General features: G+C 62.8%; 13 protein-coding genes and 1 pseudogene. 11 read left to right on the forward strand and 3 right to left on the reverse strand.

What is annotated here, in order from left to right:
• Nucleotides 1–48: 48 nt before the first annotated feature.
• From CLAC_RS08040 to CLAC_RS08075, 9 genes and pseudogenes are all read left to right on the forward strand, one after another.
• A pseudogene (locus CLAC_RS08040) lies at nucleotides 49–879 on the forward strand (PRD domain-containing protein); the annotation flags it as partial.
• A 135-nt stretch (nucleotides 880–1,014) separates the two neighbouring features.
• Nucleotides 1,015–1,281 carry an HPr family phosphocarrier protein gene (locus tag CLAC_RS12965; protein ID WP_245622031.1) on the forward strand — a complete coding sequence of 89 codons (267 nt, stop codon included), beginning with the start codon at nucleotides 1,015–1,017 and terminating at the stop codon, nucleotides 1,279–1,281.
• Between the two features lie 82 nt (nucleotides 1,282–1,363).
• Complete coding sequence (ptsP, locus tag CLAC_RS08045; protein ID WP_053412468.1) at nucleotides 1,364–3,055, forward strand: phosphoenolpyruvate--protein phosphotransferase; 1,692 nt, start codon at nucleotides 1,364–1,366, stop codon at nucleotides 3,053–3,055.
• Nucleotides 3,056–3,236: 181 nt separating this feature from the next.
• Entirely contained in the window at nucleotides 3,237–3,551 is a 315-nt protein-coding gene (locus CLAC_RS08050) for a DMT family transporter (protein WP_053412469.1), read from the forward strand.
• 291 nt (nucleotides 3,552–3,842) lie between these two features.
• Nucleotides 3,843–5,228, forward strand: a complete 1,386-nt coding sequence (brnQ, locus tag CLAC_RS08055) for a branched-chain amino acid transport system II carrier protein (RefSeq protein ID WP_053412470.1) — start codon at nucleotides 3,843–3,845, stop codon at nucleotides 5,226–5,228.
• A 36-nt stretch (nucleotides 5,229–5,264) separates the two neighbouring features.
• Entirely contained in the window at nucleotides 5,265–6,476 is a 1,212-nt protein-coding gene (locus CLAC_RS08060) for a dicarboxylate/amino acid:cation symporter (RefSeq protein WP_053412471.1), read from the forward strand.
• Between the two features lie 38 nt (nucleotides 6,477–6,514).
• Complete coding sequence (thrC, locus tag CLAC_RS08065; protein ID WP_053412472.1) at nucleotides 6,515–7,963, forward strand: threonine synthase; 1,449 nt, start codon at nucleotides 6,515–6,517, stop codon at nucleotides 7,961–7,963.
• Nucleotides 7,964–8,141: 178 nt separating this feature from the next.
• Entirely contained in the window at nucleotides 8,142–9,983 is a 1,842-nt protein-coding gene (locus CLAC_RS08070) for a thiamine pyrophosphate-binding protein (protein WP_053412473.1), read from the forward strand.
• A gap of 47 nt (nucleotides 9,984–10,030) precedes the next feature.
• On the forward strand, nucleotides 10,031–11,431 hold the full coding sequence (locus CLAC_RS08075; protein ID WP_082313257.1) for an MFS transporter: 1,401 nt from the start codon (nucleotides 10,031–10,033) through the stop codon (nucleotides 11,429–11,431).
• 38 nt (nucleotides 11,432–11,469) lie between these two features.
• On the opposite strand, the gene CLAC_RS08080 is transcribed toward CLAC_RS08075, so the two are convergent.
• The 3 genes from CLAC_RS08080 to CLAC_RS08090 all read right to left on the reverse strand — a co-directional run bounded on the left by CLAC_RS08080 (nucleotide 11,470) and on the right by CLAC_RS08090 (nucleotide 18,180).
• Nucleotides 11,470–13,566, reverse strand: coding sequence for a hypothetical protein (locus CLAC_RS08080; protein ID WP_053412474.1), 2,097 nt, complete (start codon nucleotides 13,564–13,566; stop codon nucleotides 11,470–11,472).
• A 64-nt stretch (nucleotides 13,567–13,630) separates the two neighbouring features.
• Nucleotides 13,631–16,810, reverse strand: coding sequence for a bifunctional [glutamine synthetase] adenylyltransferase/[glutamine synthetase]-adenylyl-L-tyrosine phosphorylase (locus CLAC_RS08085; RefSeq protein WP_053412475.1), 3,180 nt, complete (start codon nucleotides 16,808–16,810; stop codon nucleotides 13,631–13,633).
• 29 nt (nucleotides 16,811–16,839) lie between these two features.
• The gene (locus CLAC_RS08090; RefSeq protein WP_053412476.1) at nucleotides 16,840–18,180 is read right to left on the reverse strand and encodes a glutamine synthetase family protein; all 1,341 of its coding nucleotides are present in this window, start codon (nucleotides 18,178–18,180) and stop codon (nucleotides 16,840–16,842) included.
• Nucleotides 18,181–18,277: 97 nt separating this feature from the next.
• Between CLAC_RS08090 and panB the strand changes: the two genes are divergently transcribed.
• A complete protein-coding gene (panB, locus tag CLAC_RS08095; protein WP_053412477.1) occupies nucleotides 18,278–19,087 on the forward strand; it encodes a 3-methyl-2-oxobutanoate hydroxymethyltransferase in 810 nt (269 codons plus the stop codon).
• 49 nt (nucleotides 19,088–19,136) lie between these two features.
• Nucleotides 19,137–20,852, forward strand: a complete 1,716-nt coding sequence (locus CLAC_RS08100; RefSeq protein ID WP_053412478.1) for a CYTH and CHAD domain-containing protein — start codon at nucleotides 19,137–19,139, stop codon at nucleotides 20,850–20,852.
• Nucleotides 20,853–20,920 lie beyond the last annotated feature (68 nt).

Here is a 20,920-nt window from a genome sequence, read left to right on the forward strand (position 1 = left end):
TGCGACACGTACAACCAGACCTACTAGGAGCCCCGCGTAAACGCCGCTATGGAAATCCTGCGAGTATTCAACAACAACGTGGTTCTGGCCAAAGACTTCGCTGGCGAAAAAATTGTCACCGGCCGAGGAATTGGTTTCAAAGCCCGCCCGGGACAGCCCATTGACCCTAAAAAGGTCGTCCGGGTTTTCGTTCCGGCCGACGGCCGCGACCCGGACCACCTGGCCGAATTACTCGCAGGTATTCCTTTGTCACATATCAAGTTAATGACTGACGCGGTCGCCGCTGCGGGTCTGAGCGAAGCGGCGTCGCAAAGCCCCACCCTCCTGATGGCGCTAGCCGACCATATCGGTTTTGCCATCCAGCGGGCCTCGAAGGGACAGACCGTCGAGTACCCGCTTCTCGCGGAGGTCAGCCAACTCTATAGCGATGAATACAGGCAGGCTCGTGCCATGCTCGCTTTCGTCAATGACCACCTGCGTCGCCACGAAATCGTCGAGCTGCCTGAAGCTGAAGCGGTCGCCCTGACACTGCACCTGGTCAATGCGGGTTTTTCCACGGGAGATCTTTCATTCACCTACACCATGACCGGTGTTTTGCAGCAGCTGATTGCAGTGATTGAAAACGACTACGGAATTCGGCTCAGCTCCGAGACCGTCAGCGTCGGCCGCTTCATTACTCACCTGCGATACCTGTTCGTACGCATCGCGCAGCATGAGCAGCTGGAAGAGCAGTACTCGGCCATCGGGCAGGCGATTCGGGACAGCGATCCCGAGGCCTACCAGTGCGCTCAGCGGATCGCAGCGGTCATCGAGCTTCGGCTCGGGGCCTCGTTGACCGAGGACGAAATTTCATATCTCACCTTGCACGTGTCCCGCATTGTGCAGGGAATGGCTGTATCCCCCACCGCCGCAAAGCAGGGTCCGGCCGCCGACAGCGGCGGCAAGTCCGCATGTGCACCTAGTGTGGTGGGTAGTACAGGCATTGATTCCAAGCCATATCGAAAGGATTCACACATGATTACTCGCACCGCCACCATCGGTTCCTCCGTCGGCCTCCACGCTCGCCCGGCCTCTCTCTTCACCGCCGCCGCGGCCGAGTACGACTACGACATTGTGATCTCTCTCGACGACGAAGAGGCTGACGCAGCCTCCATCCTGGAGGTCATGACCCTGGGCGCCAAGCACGGCGATGTTGTCACCCTCAGCTGCGAGGATGATGCCGCGGCCGGCGCTCTCGACGAGCTCGCCGCGATGCTCGAGCGCGACCTGGACGCTGAGTAAGCCGCGCCATTTCCAAGTTTTACAGCGCTGACAAAAATCGCGAGCACTTAGCCTGCGATGATCCCAAGGGAGAACTAGAACAGTGTTTGAAGAACACACCGTCGTCTTCGGCATCGGAGTCTCTACTGGCACCGCAAGTGCAGAGGTGGTGAAGGTCCTCCCCGCCCCAGGTGTGAACGAAGCCGAGCCGGCCAGTACGGACGCCGCCGCTGATGGCCAGCGTGTGCGCGAGGCCATGGCCGCCGTTGCCTCCGCTTTGAAGGACCAGGCCGAGCACTCCAATGCCAAGGCCCGTCCAATTCTTGAGGCCACCGCTCAGCTCGCCTCCGACCGCGCGCTGGCCAAGGCCGTGGACAAGAAGCTGAAGAAAGGCTCCGGCGTCACCCGCGCGGTACACGACGCCGTCGAGGACTACGCCCAGCTGCTGGCCAGCTTGGGCGGCTATATGGCCGAGCGAGTCACCGACCTCTACGACGTCCGCGATCGCACGATCTGCGAACTCCGCGGGCTTCCCAAGCCCGGTGTCCCCTTCGTCTCTTCCCCCTCCATTTTGCTTGCCGACGACCTGGCGCCGGCCGAAACCGTCGGCCTGGACCCGGAACTTGTCGTGGGAATCGTCACGGCGGGTGGAGGTCCGACTAGCCACACTGCTATCTTGGCAGCACAGCTCGGCATCCCGGCAGTCGTCAAGGCGAGCGGAATCATGGACGTTGAAGCTGGCACCACAGTCGCAATTGACGGTGGCGCGGGCGAGGTAATCGTCCACCCGACCGAAGAAGAGATTGCGGAGCTGCACGAGCGTGCAAAGCGTCGCGCTGCCGCACTGGCGGAGTCGACCGGTGCCGGCAAGACGGCGGATGGTTTCCCAGTGAAGTTGCTGGCGAACATCGGCACGGCCGAGGATGGCGAGGCCGCAGCCAAGAAGGACGTGGAGGGCACAGGCCTGTTCCGCACCGAGTTCCTCTTCCTCGACCGCGAGAGCGCACCGACGCTCGAAGAGCAGACGGAAACCTACACCCGTGTGCTCGAGGCTTTCGGCACGCGCCGCGTAGTCGTGCGCACTCTGGACGCCGGGGCGGATAAACCGCTTAGCTTCGCTGACCTCGGCGAGGAGGAAAACCCGGCGCTGGGACGTCGCGGTTTGCGCCTGGCGCAGGCTCGGGAGGATCTGATGGATACTCAGCTCGATGCCCTCGCCGCAGCCTTCGAGGCCACCGGCCGCAAGGCTGACCTGCGGGTCATGGCTCCGATGGTGGCGACCACGGAAGAAGCAACCTGGTTCGCTGACAAGGCCCGGGAACGTGGGCTGCCTTCGGTCGGCATCATGATTGAGGTCCCGGCCGCCGCGATTAGGGCCAAGCAGCTGCTGTCGATCGTGGACTTCGCCTCCATCGGCACCAACGACCTGTCGCAGTACACGATGGCCGCCGACCGAATGCAGGGCGCGCTGTCCGATTTGCTCTCCCCGTGGCAGCCGGCAGTGCTGCAGATGATTAGGTCAGCGTGTAAGGGCGGCGACGCAACGGGCAAGCCTATCAGCGTCTGTGGTGAGGCTGGTGGCGACCCGCTGCTCGCGCTCGTCCTCGTTGGCCTCGGTGTGGGATCTTTGTCGATGGCGACGAAGAAGGTCCCCGCGGTCCGCGCAGCCCTGCGAATGCACGACCGCACTACGTGCCAGCAGATGGCTGCTTACGCCGTCGACGCTGCGACGGCTGAAGACGCGAGGGCGGCCGTGGAGAACCTGGCAAATCCGAAGATTAAGGATCTGCTCTAGCCTCCGGTCTCGATCGCTCGTCGATACCGAGCGCTACCGGTGTGGCAACTCCGCGCGGTAGATAAAGACAAGGGTGCCGAGGATTTTCACCTCGGCGCCTTTTCAATATTTCTAGACTGAGGCTGTGCTCAAGTGGTTGTGCCCTAGCACCCGTTCTCAACAATCTTGAAAGGACAAAGTTGTGGCCTGGTTAGTTTTGATTGCCTCCGGAGCTTTCGAAGCCGTGTGGGCCGTTGCCCTGGATAAGTCGCAGGGTTTTACTCGGCTGGTGCCCTCACTTGTTTTCGTCGTGGCCCTTGTTATCTCCATGGGAGGCCTAGCCTGGGCCATGAAAACGCTACCGCTCGGCACGTCATATGCGGTGTGGGTCGGGGTTGGTGCCAGTTTGGCTGTTGTTTACTCCTTTGCGGCCGGCGCAGAGACCGTCTCGATCGCGAAGATTATTTTCCTGATCATGATTGTCGGTGGTGTCGTCGGTCTAAAGGCCGTCTCTTAAAGATACCTTCGGCTCTTTCCCTCCGCTATCGCTCGAAGGGGGCCTATTTCGACTCTCGTATGCTGCTCAACTAGGCTAAATAGGTAGTTTTTACGGACACCACCCCGTCCGAAGACCACTTGCGCGTTTCACATAATTTGCTCCACAAAGCCCGTGGTCGCGCTCAACAAATCAACACCAATTTGAACATGTAATTTAATCTGCTGTTCCGCCCCTCATCTACCGGGCGTATTTGACGGCACCGCCCCAACCTGAGGGGCGAATCAATCATTTAGAAAGAACACAATTCTCATGTCCAAGGCGAGTGGGGTGGAGTCCCCCAAGTCCTTTACCACCATCATTGTGGTAACTGCCCTAATGCTATTTTCGATGTTCTTCGGCGCGGGAAACTTGATTTTCCCACCGAAGCTCGGCGTCGACTCGGGCACCAATTTTGGCCCATCTATTCTCGGCTTTTTGCTCACCGGTGTCGCTTTGCCGGTGCTGGCTATCGTCGCAATCGCAATTTCGGGTCGCAACATGCGTGACCTTGCTCTTCGCGGCGGCCGTTTCTTTTCCTGGGCTTTCCCAGTAATCGCTTACCTTTCCATCGGCGCTTTCTACGCGCTGCCGAGGACTGGTGCCGTCTCTTACGAAACCGGCGTTCAGCCCCTGTTTGGTTGGGGTTCGCTGCCTGCAGCAGCGGGCTTTTACTTCGTCTTCTTCGGCATCGCCCTGTTCCTGGCGTGGAATCCGAATGAGATTGTCTCGAAGCTGGGCAAGATTTTGACCCCGGCGCTGCTGATTCTTCTGGTCATCTTGGTCGGGTTCTCCTTCACCAAGTTCTCCCCCATCGACATGGCACCGATTGAGAAGTACTCGACGGCACCATTTGCCGCCGGTCTGGTCGAGGGCTACCTGACCATGGATTCCATCGCAGGTCTGGCGTTTGGCATCATCGTTATCTCCGCGCTGCGCTTCAACGGTGTCCCGGAGGGCAATAAGACCATTCGCGGCACCATCGTTGCTGGCAGCATCGCCGGCGTGCTGCTAGCGATTATCTACCTGGGCCTGGGCTACGTAGGCCAGGTTCTTCCCGGCGCGGACACCTTCGAAAACGGCTCCGGAATTCTCGCCGAGGTTTCGAAGCAGACCATGGGCCAGGTCGGCCAGATTGTCTTCGGCCTAATCGTTCTGCTCGCGTGCATGACCACTGCGGTCGGCCTGATTGCAGCGACCAGTGAGTTTTTCAATTTGCTCATCCCGGGCGTCAGCTACAAGACCTGGGCAGTTCTTTTCACCGTTATGTCCTTCGCCATGGCTACCCAGGGCCTGTCTCAGGTTCTCGCTATTGCAGCGCCCATCATTACGTTCATCTACCCGCCGGCAATCACGCTGATCTTCCTGACTCTGCTGGAGCCGGTTATCGCCCGCAACTTCAACCTGCACTGGACTTTCCGCCTAGGTATCTGGGTGGCTACCATCTGGTCCGCGGTCTCGGTTCTGTCCAGCCTCGGAGTAGGCGGCAGCACCGTGGAGAACGCCCTGAGCCTCGTCCCGGGCCACGCGGTCCAGTTTGGCTGGTTCCTGCCGACACTGATTGCTGTCGTCATCGGCTACATTGCCGACTTCGCCACCCGCAACTCCCGCGAGCCAGATCCGCTTCTCGACGAGCACAGCTCAGTGGCAGCAGCGTAAAAAAGTTTGCCCCTGCTTAGATAAAAGGATTTTTCCATGAGTTCCACTCCGCGATTTACGCAGTCGCTTCTCTTCCGCGTGATTGTCGCCATCATCCTCGGTGTCATCTGCAGCTTCTTCTTTCCAGAATGGCTGGCCAAGGTCTTCGTCACTTTTAATGGCCTGTTCGGTAACTTCCTGGGATTCTTCATCCCGGTCCTGATCTTCGCCCTGATTACCCCGGCTATTGCGAGCCTCGGTAAGGGCGCCGGAAAATGGCTCGGAATCACCACCGGTATCGCCTACGGCTCGACCATTTTCTCCGGCCTACTCGCCTACGGCGCTTCGCAGGCTTTGTACCCGTGGCTGCTGGGATCCGACCAGACCGCAAAGTCCGTCGATATTGAGAAGGGCGCCCTTGAGGGCTTCTTCTCGGTTGAGATGCCGCCGCCATTCGAGGTTATGACCGCCCTGCTGCTGGCCTTCTGCGTCGGCCTGGCCATGACCGCGGTCAAGTCCGATTCGCTCTACCGCGCCTCCGAGCAGCTCCGCGACGTGATTATGAAGGTCATCTCCTCTTTCATCATTCCGCTGCTGCCGATCTACATCTTCGGCATGTTCCTGGCCATGGGCATGAACGGCAACCTGACTGCCACCCTGTCCATGTTCTTCAAGGTCCTGGTCCTGGCAATTATCGGCACCGTCGTGCTGCTGGCAATCCAGTTTGCCATCGCTGGCGCCGTCGCGGGCCGCAACCCGCTGACTTCCCTGAAGAACATGATGCCTGCATACGCGACCGCACTGGGTACTTCTTCCTCCGCCGCGACCATCCCGGTTACCTACAAGTCCGCACTGCAAAACGGTGTCACTGAGAAGGTCGCCGGCTTCACCGTGCCGCTGTGCGCGACCATTCACCTGGCCGGCTCGATGATGAAGATCTCGCTATTTGCGTTCGCCATCATGTACATGAGCTCTCAGCCGGTGTCCTTCGGCATGGCTGTCGGCTTCATCCTGATGCTGGGGGTAACCATGATTGCCGCCCCGGGCGTGCCGGGTGGCGCCATCATGGCCGCGGTTGGTCTGCTGTCTTCCATGCTCGGCTTCAACGAGGAGCAGGTCGCTCTGATGATTGCTGCCTACATCGCCATCGATTCCTTCGGTACAGCCTGTAACGTTACGGGTGACGGTGCCATCGCTATGGTCGTCAACCGCTTCGCAAAGGGCGCCATCGTCGACCGCTCTGCCGAGCTCGAAGCAGAAGTTAACTAACTCACCGATCCAACGACACGCAAAGTAAGGGGCCAGCTGTGGACTTTATTTCGACTCGCGACCCGGAGCGCACTCCCAGTAAGTTCTCGGACATCCTGCTCGGCGGGCTTGCAGACGACGGCGGTCTCTACCTTCCCATCGAGTACCCGCAGGTAGACGATGCCACTCTGACCCGCTGGCGCGCGGTGCTTGCCGACGAGGGCTACGCGGCCCTGGCTGCCGAGGTCATCGGCCTCTTCGTGGACGATATTCCTGCCAAGGATTTGCGGGCTATCTGCGATCGCGCGTACACCTACCCGAAGTTCTCCGACAAGGACATCGTGCCGGTAACGAAGCTGGAGGACGGCCTCTACATCGGACACCTGTCGATGGGCCCCACCGCCGCGTTCAAAGACATGGCGATGCAGCTGCTCGGCGAGTTCTTTGAGTACGAGCTCGCCCGCCGCGGCGAAACTCTGAATATTCTGGGCGCCACCTCCGGCGACACTGGTTCCTCCGCGGAGTACGCCATGCGCGGTCGCGAGGGCATCAACGTGTTCATGCTGACCCCTGCGGGCCGCATGACTGCGTTCCAGCAGGCGCAGATGTTCGGTCTGCAGGACGCCAACATCCACAACGTCGCCCTCGACGGAGTCTTCGACGACTGCCAGGACATCGTCAAGGCGGTCTCCGGCGATCTCGAGTACAAGGCCTCCCGCCACATCGGTGCGGTCAACTCAATCAACTGGGCGCGCCTGATGGCTCAGGTTGTCTACTACGTCTCCTGCTGGATTCGTGTCACTGGCGGCAACGGGCCGAAGGCAAACAACGCAGAGAAGGTCAGCTTCAGCGTTCCGACGGGCAACTTCGGCGACATCTGCGCTGGCCACATTGCCCGCCAGATGGGCGTTCCGATCGACCGCCTTATCGTTGCGACGAACGAAAACGATGTTCTCGACGAGTTCTTCCGTACCGGCGGATACCGCGTCCGCTCCTCCGCGGAGACTCAGGCGACATCCTCGCCGTCGATGGACATCTCGCGTGCCTCGAACTTCGAGCGCTTCATCTTCGATCTGCTCGGCCGCGACGCGGAGCGTACCGCGCTGCTGTTCGGCAAGAAGGTCAAGGAGGGCGGATTCTCGCTGACCGGCGAGCGCATCTTCGCAGATGCTTCCGCAAAGTACGGATTCCTCTCCGGCCGCTCCACCCACGCCAACCGCATCGCGACGATTAAGGATTGCTGGGAGCGCCTCGGTGTGCTGGTCGACCCGCACACGGCCGATGGCATCCACGTCGCCCGCGGCGTCCAGGAGCTGGTTGCCACCCCGATTGTCTGTCTTGAGACCGCCCTACCGGTGAAATTCTCTGAGACGATCATGGAGGCCACGGGCCGCGAGCCGGATTGCCCCGAGCGTTTCGAGGCCATCCTCGACGCTCCCCGCCGCGTTACGGACCTACCGAACGATGCGGACGTCGTCAAGCAGTTTATCGACGACAACCTGGCCTAAAGCCAGCCTCAGCCGATAGGGATTCGACCGGGAGATCGAGTTTTTCGGGGGCGCTGCCATTTTCCACGGCGGCGCCCCTTTTCTGTGCGTTCATACTGCCCTTTTTTCTTGGGGCAATCACCCGTTTTTTCGCCATTCGACGCGCGGGACGCGGCGAAATCGCGCACAATGGCTCCCCATGAGCACTTCACCGGCACGCGTCGACGCCTCCCTCACTTCCGTCCCCGCCCCTACCCCGGCCCCAAGGAACCCGGGGAAAGTGTCGGCTACGGTGTCGACTGCCATCGCCGAAGAGCTCCGCTCGTTCTGCCGCCACTGCTTCGGCCTGATTGGTAATGCGAACTCGCACTTCATCTCGGCGCTGACCGAGTCCGGGTTTGGGTACTCCTCGGTGCGCCACGAGTCGGCCGCGGTTGGAGCCGCGGACGCCTTCTACCGGGCGGGCGGGGGCATGGCCATCGCGACGACCACTTGCGGCGCCGGCTTCACCAACGCGCTGACCACACTCGCCGAGGCCAAGGCCGCGCGCATCCCGCTAATTTTTGTCACCGGCACACACCCGGCCACACCCCGCCCCTTCGACCTGGACCAGTCGGCGCTCCTCGACGCGCTGGGGGTCTGCTACCTCACCGCCTCGCCTTCGTCCGCGCGTGCCGACGCGCGTATCGCCGCCGAACTCGCGGAGTTCCTGCGCGAACCGGTGGTGGTGCAGATTCCATTCGATGTCCAGGATGCGGTGCTAGTCGCCGGAGGTAATACGCCGAAGAATATTCATCTTTTGGAGACCGCCACCGGGGCCCACGGGGCATCCTCGGCGCAGCTGCAGCGCCCGCTCCGGACCAGCGACTCCGCGGCGTTGGACTCTCCCGGCGCAACGGTGGAGGATGTGGCCCGCCTGCTGCACTCCGCCCGCCGGCCACTGATTGTCTCCGGGCGCGGGGTGAGCATGTCCGGCACTGCGGGGCTCGTGCGCTCTATCGGTGACCGCGTCGGTGCGCTTTTTATGCACTCGGCGATGGCGAGGCACGTGGTGCCAGGGCCGTGGGAGCTCGGCACAGTGGGCGGTTTCGCGCACGGCTGGCAGGTGGACCTGGCTAGGCAGGCGGATGTGGTCGTCGTCCTAGGGGCAAGCCTCAACGCGTTTCAGTGTCGCGGCGGGAACATGTTCTCGCCGGAGGCGACGGTCATCCATATTCTCGACGAGCCTCACCCGGCGTCCCAGGCCGCGGACATTCGACTCTTCTCGCAGCTCGAGGAAATCCTCCCGGTTTTGGACCGCATCCTCGGCGAGTCAATCGTCGAGGCCACCCCGGAGTCCAAGCCCCGCGGCGAAGGCTCTTGGCGCGAGCAGCTCGGCCGGCTTCCAGCGCCATCCGCCGAGGAGCTGGTCGGCGCGATCACCTGCGACGATGGCGCCCTGGATCCCCGGGCGTGCCTGCAACAGCTAGATCGCCTGCTGCCCGCCCGACGTGCCGTGTGCACCGACGGAGGACACTTCTTGGGCTGGGTACCGAAATTCTTGGACGTTCCCTCGCCGGATAGCCAGGTGATTGTCGGCACGGCGATTCAATCCATCGGTATGGGGCTCGGTTCCCTGGTCGGGCTCGCAGCCGCCAAGCCCGAGGACTACTGCGTCCTGGTCGCCGGCGACGGCGGCGGGATGATGGGCCTGGCCGACCTCGGCTCGGCGATCGAGAGCTTAAACCGCGGCGCCATCGTTTTCATGAACGACGCAGCCTACGGCGCCGAGCTGCACCAGTACGCCAAGGCGGGCCTCGACACCTCCTCGATGGTCATCGATGACTGTGACTTCGCAGCCCTCGGGAGGGCCTTCGGCGCGGAGGGTTTCACAGTCCGCACCGAGGCCGACCTCGAAGCTCTGCGCGACTACTACGCGGGGCTCGACGACCCCCACAGCGATTCAGCAGACGGTCACCGTCGTAAAGTCGCGGTTATCGATTTCAAGATCTCCCGTTCCGTGGTGGCTGACTTCGTCAAGGAGGTACTGGCGAAGAAGTAACAGCCCCGCTTCGCCCCACCCCCGGGTGTAGTACTACACTGCAACGAGTGATTGCACAGCGCCCCGACGACAACTTTTCCGGCCAGACCACTACCAACGCTGTGACCTACCCGCCCGGGTACAAGGACCCCCGCGAGCATGTCACCGCACGCGCGGTTGGAATCTGGCTGGTGGCGCTCATTACCTACATCGTCGCGATCACGGGCCGTACCTCCCTGGGCGTCGCAGGCGTCGAGGCCCTTGACCGCTTCCACATCAACGCCTCCCAACTGGCCGTCTTCACCGCCGTCCAGGTCGGCGTTTACGCCCTCGCACAGATTCCGACGGGAATCATCATCGACCGCGTCGGGGCGAAGAAGACCATGGTCGCCGGCGCACTTATCATGGCGCTGGGCCAGGCAATCCTCGCACTGACGACCTCCTACCCGCTGGCCATTGCCGCGCGTGTACTGATCGGCGCCGGAGACGCCACCGCTTTCCTCGGCGCGATGCGCCTGCTGCCCGCCTGGTTCCCCCTCCGCGCGACCCCACTATTTACTCAGCTCACCGCCGGTGTGGGCCAGCTTGGCCAGTTCATCTCCGCCGTCCCCTTCCTCGCGATGCTCCACGCCGCCGGCTGGGTTCCCGCGTTCCTCTCGCTGACCACCGGCGGCGTCATCATCGCCCTGGTCGGCCTGATCGCGCTTAACGACGTGCCCGCCGTCCCCGGCGCGGACGGCGCCAGGCCCTCGCGGCGTGAACGTCGGCAGGCGAAAAAGAATGCACAGCCCGAAGCAAGGCTGGGCATCGGCGAGACGCTGCGCATCGTAACGACGCATCCGGTGTGCTGGCAGGGCTTCTTCACGCACTGGACAGGTCTGATGCACCAGTGCATCTTCACGCTTCTATGGGGCATGCCACTGATGACCCTGGGGCTTGGTCTGGAGCCCGCCCAGGCCAGTGTCGTGCTGATTATCAATACTCTCGCCGTAATTGTCGCGGGCCCGGTTATGGGCGTGCTCTCGGCGAGGGCCGGCCGCTCGCGTTTCGTCCTCATTGCGGTTATCGCCGCCGCCGACATGGCAATCTGGGCGGTGTTGCTGGCATCGGAAACCGCGCCGCCATACTGGGCAATCATCCTGCTCAACGTGGGTATGGGCATACTGGCACCGATGTCCAACCTGGGCTTCGACTCCGTGCGAGAACACGTCGACCGCAAGGTCCTGGCCACTGGCACGGGCCTGGCCAACATGGGCGGATTCATCGCGACGATGATCGCTTCCCAGGGTATTGGCCTGCTGCTGGACTACTCCGCGCACGGCACTTCCTACCAGTGGGCGGACTTTCGCCTAGCATGGTGGGCCGTCATCGGAATCTGGGCGTTCGGATTCGCTGGCCTGATTGTCTCGCAGCTGGTCCTGCGCCGCCACGGCCGTGCCGCCGACCGCGAAAAGATCACGCTGGACTAGGCCACGATTGCCGAGACTTTAAGAGCGTTGCAAGGTCCCTAGAACAGCGAGAGCTGCTCCGGTTCATCCGGGTCGTCCGGCCCTTCCCCGGGGTTGTCCGGAGAGGCGGGGGCGTTCGGGGCGTCGGCAAGCGGAGAATCAGCGGTCGGCTGGGCGGGCTCGCGCTCGAAGATCTCGTTTAGCTTCTCCGTCTTGGTGATGCGCACCAGCTCAGCGTAGATGACCAGCTTCATCGAGCTGTTGAGCAGCGGCCCCAGCTGCGAAAACAGCGCGTCGACATCGCCGTCGACGGCAAGGCAGGCCCAACGCAGGCTCTCCTCGGAGATAATCCACCTCGAGGAGGCGCCGCACTTCTCGCGGGCGCCGATGAAGTCCAGAGCCATCGCCACGGCGTTGCTGGCCACGCCCTCCAAAGAAGCGGTGAGGCGCTCGTTGGGGACGGAATCCTCCACCAGGCGCGAAATCTGGACGGCCTCGGCCGTGGGCACCTGCCCCGCGGCGAACTCCGCAATCAGCTCCGCCATACGCTGCGTGCCGACATATTGATCAGACAGCCACAGATCGTGCAGGGCGTACATAATCGCCATCGCCTGCCAGGACGAGTGCCCCTGGAACAGGATTCCGAGAATGCCCGCCTGCTCCAGCAGCCAGGAGACCATGCTGTCGGCGTCGGCGCCGTTTCGCAGGCACAGGTTCTCAGTGTGCCAGGCAAGCGTGTTGTCCACGCAGCAGCCGTAGAACTTCTGGTCTTCCTCCAGCTGCGCGGCCAACGAAACGACCTCTCGGGCGGCCATCGGATAGCCGTAGGCCACGGTGGCGTGCGCGAACTCGTCCGCATCCGGACTCACCCACGGGAACTCCCCGCGCCAGGGGCCACGGCCCGCGAGGAAGCCCGCCGCGAGATACGCCCAACGCGTCGACGCGTCCGCGTTGTACCAGTGCTCCAGTGCGCGCGACGTCGGCTGCCCGCTCCGCGGCTCCACAAGCCCCGCGTTGACCAGCATCTCCACAATCCACGGCGCCGCAAACGCGTCCGCGCCAATCGACGCCGCGAAGTCCTGAATCCAAAAAAGACTAACCTGGTCGTAGAGATCCAGCGGGTCTTTCAACCGGCCATCGTCGCTACCTGCGGCATCCATAAACGCCGACGCGAACGCCACCGCGGCCGCCGAAGCCTCCGTCAATTCCTTGTGATCGAGGGTGCTCGGGTACGGCTCGGTCCGATGCTGGCGGCGGATAAACCACGCTGACTTCTTCAGCGCCAGTGCGGCCGGCGCGACGAAGCGCAGGAAATGCCCCGGCAAGCTGTCCGCGATTTCCTCCGGCAGTGACACCGCCAGCTCGTTGGGAACCAGCGCAACCAACAGCCGCTCCTCCGCCCATCGAATCGCGTCATCGCGGAGGCTCGACCACTCGTTTTCCGCAATCTGCTTCTCATCCGACGCAAGCCAACGCAGCTGATTGCGGATATCCACCGGAGCCGTAGCCACCACCGCGCGCACCTTGACGGGGTCGCAGAGGTAGTCCCGCAGAGCCTTCAGCGTCACCTCCTGCCGCTCCGCATCGGTAAGATCCGAGGACTCATCGGCGTCGGTAAGCCCCAGCCTTTCCATCCGCCGCTTCAACAACCCCGGGTCGAGGGCTCGGGCGAAATCCCTCACATAAAAGTCGAGAGTTGGCTCCGCCGGAAAAATCGCCGAAATATGCGCGGGCACGTTCCATACGCCCTCCGGCTGCTCCCACACAACTCCCTGGCGCTGCCCGCGCCTCAGCAGGGACTCCAGCTCCCGCTTGCCGACGGCCCGACGCTTCCGATCCACGCCCTCCGGAGTGTCGTGCGCCGCGGTGTCCATATCGGAAGCCCAATAGGCGACCTCGGCGAGGACATCGACCGTCGTAGAGTCCTCGAAAACATGGACCAGCTGGGCCACGTCGAGCACGTCCGGGTCCGCGAACGACAGGGCCATCCGCGCTGATTCTTCCGAGGTCAGCAGCGCTACGGCCTCTTGCCCCGCCGCGGTGCTATCCGCCGCCGGACAGGTACGACTGAGAAGAAAACGCAGGTCAACACCGTCGAGCCCGAGGATGTAGTCCTCGTAGCTCGGGCGAGCGGAGTAATCGACGTTGCGGTTCATAGCCCACCATTATGCCTCATGCCCCGGATTCGACGGTGACCCGGGGCACGGGGAACCTGCGGGCCTAGTGGTCCGGATTCTCCTCTCCCCAGAACACGCGGTTGACCACGCGGGCCGAGTGACGCGTAATGCGCAGGTAGTTCTCCATGAACCCGTTAGAATCCGACGGATCCCAGCCCGCGGCGCCGGCCACCTGACCGAGCTGGCGACCCGGCTGAGGCAGCTGGTCCGTCCGCTTACCTCTGGTCAGGACCAGGGCGTTGCGCGCGTGCGTGGCAGTCAACCAGGCCAGACGAAGCGCCTCCGCGTCCTCCTTCCCCAGGAGCTCGTGGTCCTCGAGCACGCGCAGGCACTCCAGGGTCGAGGTGTTGTGCAATTCCAACACCTCGTGAGCGTACAGGAACGTCAGCAGCTGCACCGTCCACTCGATATCCGTCAGCGCGCCCGAGCCCAACTTCGTGTGGGTGCGACGATCCGCGCCGCGGGGCAGTCGCTCGGTGTCCACGCGCGCCTTCATGCGGCGGACTTCCTGCACCATCTTCGCGCTCGCTCCACCCTGCGGGTAGCGGAACCGATCAATCTCTTTGAGGAACCTCAACCCAAGGTCCTTATCGCCCGCAATCCAGGTGGCGCGAAGCAACGCCTGAAATTCCCAGGTCTCCCCCCAACGCTCGTAGTAGGAAACGTAGGAGTCCAGAGTTCTGACGATGGGACCGGAGCGGCCCTCCGGACGCAAATCGACGTCGACCTCCAGCGGCGGGTCCTGGCTCGGCTTCGCCAAGCGCCGGCGCAGCGAATCACAGATCCGGGTGGCCCACTTGACCACCTCGGTGTCCTCTGCCACCGGGTTTCCGTCATCATCCTTGGTCGCCTCGCAGACGAACATCACGTCCGCGTCGGATCCGTAGCCGAGCTCTGCACCTCCCAGGCGCCCCATGCCGATGACCGAAATCGCTCCTGGCACCTCGCTTTCCGGATGCGCCTTCTTCCAGGCACGAATCTCCGCCGACAACGCGGCTTCGAGAACGTTATCCCAGACCAGGGACAGCGAATGACAAACCTGTTTGACGTCCATCAGGCCGAAGAGGTCCGCGGACGCCACGCGCGCGAGTTCTGCACGTCGAAGCGAACGGGCTACCGCAATAGCACGGTCCGGGTCGTCGTGACGCCCAGCGGCGGCGACGAGTGAGCGCCCCACCGTCTGAGGGTCGGTATCCAGCAGCTTCGGCCCGGTGGCCCCGTCGCCGAAAAGCTTGATAACGCCCGGCGCGTGCATAACCAACTCGGATGCGTACGGGGACGAGCCCAGCACATGCATCAAACGCTGCCCGACGATGCCCTCGTCGCGGAGCGTGCGCAGGAACCACTGGTGATCGTGGAGTTCCTCGGACAGCTTCCGGTAGTTCAACAGGCCCGCATCGGGATCGTGGGTGCTGGAGAGCCACTCCATCAGCGTCGGCAGGAGCATCGCCTGGATGCGGGCCTTCCTCGACCCCCCGGCGGCCAGCGCCGAAAGGTGATCGTAGGCGCGATCCGGGTACTGGTACCCAAGCGCGGCCAGCTGGCGTTTCGCGGCATCCGCGGAAAGCTGCAGCGTGCCGATGTCCTGCTCCACCACCGAGTTGAGCAGTGGCCGGAAAAAGAGCTTGTTGTGCAGGGAACGAATCTGGGCGTTGGTCGAACGCACTCGCTTGGCCAGGGGTTTGGCCGCGTCGTCGCTGCCTTGCCCGGTCAGGCCGGCTGCTCGACCGAGCCAGCGTCTATTTTCGATGTCATCGTCCGGGGGAAGAAGATGCGTCCGGCGCATCTTCTGCAGCTGCAATCGGTGCTCCAAAAGGCGCAAGAACTCGTAGGCCTGAATAAGCGCAGCGCCGTCCTCGCGGCCGATGTAACCGGCCTCTACCAGGGCGTCGAGGGCCATCACCGTCGGCAGCACACGCAGGCTGTCGTCGTAGCGGCCGTGCACCAGCTGCAGGAGCTGGACCGCGAACTCGACATCGCGCAGTCCGCCGCGGCCCAGTTTCAGCTCTCGAGCCCGCAGGTCCTCCGGAACATTTTGGACAACTCGCGTGCGCATCTTCTGCACGTCCTCGACAAACGACTCCCTCTGCGAGGCAGTCCACACCATAGGCGCCAGCGCCTCGATGTAGTCGTGCCCGAGCGCCACATCGCCGGTCATCGGACGGGCCTTCAGCAGGGCCTGGAATTCCCACGTCTCCGCCCACCGCTTGTAGTAGGCGACATGCGACTCCAAGGTTCGGACGAGCGCTCCGGACTTTCCCTCTGGCCGCAGCGCGGCGTCGACTTCGAAGAAGCAGCGGGAGGAGATGCGGATGAACTCACCCGCAAGCCTGGTCGCACGTGCATCCGGCGGCTCGGCTACAAAAATGACATCGACATCGGAGATGTAGTTCAGTTCCTGAGCGCCGCACTTGCCCATCGCGATGACCGCGAGGCGGGTAGACACCGGCGACGACGGGTAGACCGTCGCCACCGCGACGGAAAGCGAGGCGGTCAGCGCCGCGTCAGCCAAGTCTGAAAGCGCCTCCGAAACCTGGCGGAAGGGGATTTCCGGCTGCCCCGGCCGGCGCGGGCCGCGCGGGTACGTCCCAGCAAGGTCCGCCGCCGCGATACGCATGATGAGATTTCGGTAGGCACGCTGCATCGCCACCTCCGCCGGGCGGCCGGTCAGCTCCGCCCGGTACAGACCCGGCCCCTCCAGCGTCGCCGGAGCCTGCTGCGGCTCCCGATACTCGAGATCCTTGGCCTTCTCGAGGCTTTCTTCGTCAACTAGCTTCGGTGTCTCCGGAACCGCGCCAACGCTGGTGAGCATCTCGCGGTACATGTCGGCCTGCGTGGGCAAATCCGCCTGCAGGAGAATCCACTCCACCGGATTAGCTACCAGGTGATCACCAAGCATGCTGGAGCCGCCCAGTAGCGCAAATATACGGGTGCGCAACGGGACCTGCTTGCGCATCGTCGCATCGAGAACTTCCCACGAGGCCCACTGCTCGAGCTCCCCCGCCGCCTCCTTCTCGTCGAGAGCGGACTTGAGACGAATCAATGCCGTCAGTGCGAGGTTCGGGTCACTGGCACCTGCGAGCCCCCACAACAGTTCAAGGGATTCTGCGTTATACCAGCCCAAATCTTTCAGATCCGCCAACGTCCGCTCGTCGGCACGCAGGCCCAAAGAGGCGGGCCTAGGAACGGACTGGCGGGAGGTGCGAGGTCTATGCGTCACCATTTTTCGTCTCACCGAGCCTTATTCAACGACTAGTAGTCGAGGTTCGTCCGCAGCTCCCACTGCGTGACCTGGCGCTGGAACTCCTTCCACTCACGCCACTTATTGCGGAGGAAGAACTCGTAGACGTGGTCACCTAGGGCGTCGGCGACAAGGTCAGAGCGCTCCATCTCGAGCAAGGCGTCCTCGAGGGAGGTCGGCAAATCCCGGTAGCCCATCGCGCGGCGCTCGCGTCGAGTTAGCTCCGAAATATTGTCCTCGGCCTGGTCCGGAAGCTCGTAGCCCTCCTTGATGCCCTTCAGCCCTGCGGCCAGCAGCACCGAGTATGCGAGGTAGGGGTTGCAAGCAGAGTCCAGCGAGCGGATCTCCACCCGGCGGGAGTGGGACTTGCCCGGTGAGTACATCGGCACGCGCACCAGCGCGGAGCGATTCGCCATGCCCCAGGTCGCGGAGGTCGGGGCCTCGTCACCGAACACCGTGCGCTTGTAGGAATTGACCCACTGATTCGTCACCGCGGAAATCTCGCAGGCGTGCGTGAGGATGCCGGCGATAAAACGCTTCGCGGTGACGGAGAGCTGGTTTTCATCATCGGGATCGTGGAACGCGTTCTCATCGCCTTCAAACAGCGAGATGTGCGTGTGCATTCCGCTTCCGGGCTGGTCCGCGAATGGCTTTGGCATGAAGGTGGCCTGGACGCCGTTCTTCATCGCCACCTGCTTAATCATGTAGCGGAATGCCATCACGCTATCCGCCATCGTCAGCGGATCTGCGTAGCGCAGATCGATTTCCTGCTGGCCCGGCGCGTTTTCATGATGGGAAAACTCTACGGGAATGCCCATGTCCTCGAGGACAGTGATGGCATCCTGGCGAAACTTCGGCGCCCGGTCGTGGACCGCCTGGTCGAAGTATCCTCCAGAGTCGGTCGGAACCGGCGGTTTGCCGTCAGTGTCCAGGCTTTCCACCAGGAAGAACTCAATCTCCGGGTGGATGTAGGCGTGGAATCCCTCGTCCGCGAGAGCCCTAATCTGGCGGCGCAGAACCTGGCGCGGATCCGCCCACGACGGCTGCCCGTCGGGCATCACAATGTCGCAGAACATTCGCGCCGACATAATCTTGTCCGCTTCAGTCAGCTGCGGCATCACCTGGAAAGTCGACGGGTCCGGCTGCGCGATGGTGTCCGCCTCGGAGACGCGCGAGAAGCCTTCAATCGCAGACCCATCGAACCCGATGCCCTCGTCGAAAGAGCCCTCTAATTCTGCCGGTGCTACCGCGACAGATTTGAGATAACCGAGGATATCCGTAAACCACAGTCGCAGGTAGCGGATGTCTTGTTCCTCGATTGCGCGGAGGACGAATTCTTGCTGACTATTCATACTTCTCAACGTTACCCAGTGGCCCGGACTGCCGGGGGAAGATTTTTCAGGTGGCTGCCGGAATCTCGGCCGCGCGACTGTGGCATGCTCTAATACCATGAGCGGAAAAAAGGTTCGTCTGAATAATCTCGCCGATTGGAAGGCCGAGGGCCGACCTTGGGCAATGCTGACCTGCTACGACTACTCCACTGCGCGGGCATTTTCCGCAGCGGGCATCGAACTGCTTCTCGTCGGTGACTCTGCGGCAAACGTCATCTACGGCTATGACACCACTACCGAGGTCAGCTTGGACGAAATGATCCCGCTGGCTCGCGGTGTCGTCCGCGGTGCCGGAAATGCGCTGGTTGTCGCGGATCTTCCCTTCGGCACCTACGAGGCCTCCAACGAGCAAGCGGTCTTGTCCGCAGCCCGCATGATGCGCGAGTCCGGCGCACACATGGTCAAGATTGAGGGAGGCGTGCGCATTGCACCGCGAATCCGCGCGCTTGTCGACGCCGGCATACCCGTAATGGCTCACATCGGCTTTACCCCGCAGTCCGTCAACGCCCTGTCCGGGTTTAAGGTGCAGGGTCGCGGGACCGGCGCGGAGCAGCTGCGCGCGGATGCGCAAGCGGTCGCCGAGGCCGGAGCCAGCGCCGTCGTCTTGGAGATGGTCCCCGCTGAGCTCGCCACCGAAATCACCCGCGAGCTGCCCATTCCCACCTGCGGTATCGGCGCTGGTAACCAGTGCGACGGCCAGGTGCTGGTCTGGCAGGACGCTTTCGCAGTGCCCTCCGACGGCCGCCGCCCGTCGTTTAGCTCCGTATTCGGCGAGGCCGGACAGATGCTTACCGACGGCGCGGCGGAATACGCGCAAAAGGTTCGTTCTCGCGAATTCCCCACGGATGCCCAGAACTTCTCGGGCTAAAAGATTCCCCGGTTAGGCATTCCGCAATTCGGGGGTAGAATCAGTGGGTATGGCTCCCAAAACTGACCCCCGCGCTACAGCTCCTACCGCCACCTTGGAGGTGGAATCGAAGTTTTCCGCCGGCCCCGAGGTCGTGGTTCCTAACTTCGACTTCATCCCGCAGGTTGGTTCGTCGACCACCGAGGTCCGCAGCCTCTCCGCTGTGTACCTGGATACTGAGGATTTGAGGCTTACTCGTTCCAAGCACACGTTGCGCCGCCGCACGGGTGGCCCTGACGAGGGCTGGCACCTGAAAGCCCCGGGCAAGGGCGGCCGCCTGGAATACGGCGTTGGTCTGGATTCGGGCTCTGTCTCCGGCGAAGGATCTTCTGCCACTTACGAAGTCCCGGAGGAGCTCCTCGCTCCTGTGCGCTCGATGGTGCGCGACCACCGCCTGCGACCGATTGCGCAGGTTGATAATGAGCGCCGTGTGACCACGGTCTTGTCCAAGGACGGTGACCCTATGGTGGAGTTCGCGGACGACCATGTCACTGCATTCTCGATGCTCGAGGGCGGAGAAAAAACCACCTGGCGCGAATGGGAAATCGAGCTCCTCGGAGACTGGGCAGACCGGCCCGAGGGACAGGCCCTGATGGCCGCAATGAGCCAGGTAGCTGTGGTCGCGGGGGCGGCCCCGTCGGAAAGCCCCTCCAAGCTGGCGACCGCCCTGGGAGACTCGGTCAATTCCGCTCCCCTTCCTCCAACTCCGGCGAAGCTGCCGAAGGGCACCCCGGGGCGCACCGTCGTCGACGCCCTGGCCGCGAACGTTCAAAAGATGATTGAGGTCGACCCAAAGGTCCGCCGAGACGAATGGGATTCGGTTCACCAGATGCGCGTCGCGACTCGCGAGCTACGCTCCCACCTGCAGACTTTCCACGGCATCGTCGTGGGCGACCGCGTCCGGGAGCTCGAGCGCGACCTGAAGCAGCTCGCGGGCGTGCTGGGCGTGGCACGCGACGCCGAAGTTGTGGCCATGCGCTGGGAGGAGCTGCTCGCCCGCCCTGAGGGCGAGACACTCGGGGAGGAGCTCCGCGAGCACCTGGTCGAAGACGTGCGCAAGGACTATCATCGCGCCCACCGCCGCGTAGTCCTGGCACTGAGTTCCCCACAGTACTTCGCGCTTCTCGACGACCTGGAGGCGCTGCTGGCCAATCCGCCAATTGCGACAGGCGAGGACCAGGAACTCGATGCCGAGAACACCACAGAGGACGCCCCGGCACCCGAGACCTCCGCCGAGGACAAGGAGGAGATGGAGCAGGAGGAGCTCGACACTACCGCTGTGCTCGCCAGCCACCTGCGCAGCGCCTTCAAGAAGTTCCAACGGCGCCACGAACTCGCGGTTTCGGGCCGAGAGGAAGGCAATCTGCCGGAGTCGCAGATTGACGAGCGTTTCCACGATGTCCGCAAGGCCGCAAAGAAACTGCGCTACAGCGCGGAGGCGGCACAGAATGCAGGCCTGCCGACGTCGAAGCTGTACTCGGCATGTAAGAATCTGCAGTCCGTACTGGGTGACTTCCAGGACACCTGCACCGCCCGCGAGTTCGTCGTGGCCCGCGCAGACCGCGCTTTCAAGGCCGGTAAGAACACCTTCGGTTACGGCGTTCTCTACCAGATGGAGCGTTACGACGGACTGCGCGCGCTGGAGGACTACGACGAGTCGGTCTCGGCGGTATTCAAGGCCTTCGAGAAGATGGAATCGAAGGTGAAAAAGGCTAAGAAGTCTTAAGAAGATTGGGGATTTTTCTCTGGAATCTCAGGGGACGCAGGCAAACGCGCCCTGCGATCAGGAAAATT

The sequence above is a fragment of the Corynebacterium lactis RW2-5 genome, from assembly GCF_001274895.1.
In the GTDB taxonomy this organism is placed as follows: Bacteria; Actinomycetota; Actinomycetes; order Mycobacteriales; family Mycobacteriaceae; genus Corynebacterium; species Corynebacterium lactis.

Coding starts and splice junctions, on each gene's coding strand:
- CLAC_RS08080 (WP_053412474.1), bottom strand. CDS start 13,566: ATGAACCGCAACGTCGATTACTCCGCTCGCCCGAGCTACGAGGACTAC.
- CLAC_RS08100 (WP_053412478.1), top strand. CDS start 19,137: ATGGCTCCCAAAACTGACCCCCGCGCTACAGCTCCTACCGCCACCTTG.
- CLAC_RS12965 (WP_245622031.1), top strand. CDS start 1,015: ATGATTACTCGCACCGCCACCATCGGTTCCTCCGTCGGCCTCCACGCT.
- CLAC_RS08090 (WP_053412476.1), bottom strand. CDS start 18,180: ATGAATAGTCAGCAAGAATTCGTCCTCCGCGCAATCGAGGAACAAGAC.
- CLAC_RS08085 (WP_053412475.1), bottom strand. CDS start 16,810: ATGGTGACGCATAGACCTCGCACCTCCCGCCAGTCCGTTCCTAGGCCC.
- CLAC_RS08060 (WP_053412471.1), top strand. CDS start 5,265: ATGAGTTCCACTCCGCGATTTACGCAGTCGCTTCTCTTCCGCGTGATT.
- panB (WP_053412477.1), top strand. CDS start 18,278: ATGAGCGGAAAAAAGGTTCGTCTGAATAATCTCGCCGATTGGAAGGCC.
- CLAC_RS08070 (WP_053412473.1), top strand. CDS start 8,142: ATGAGCACTTCACCGGCACGCGTCGACGCCTCCCTCACTTCCGTCCCC.
- brnQ (WP_053412470.1), top strand. CDS start 3,843: ATGTCCAAGGCGAGTGGGGTGGAGTCCCCCAAGTCCTTTACCACCATC.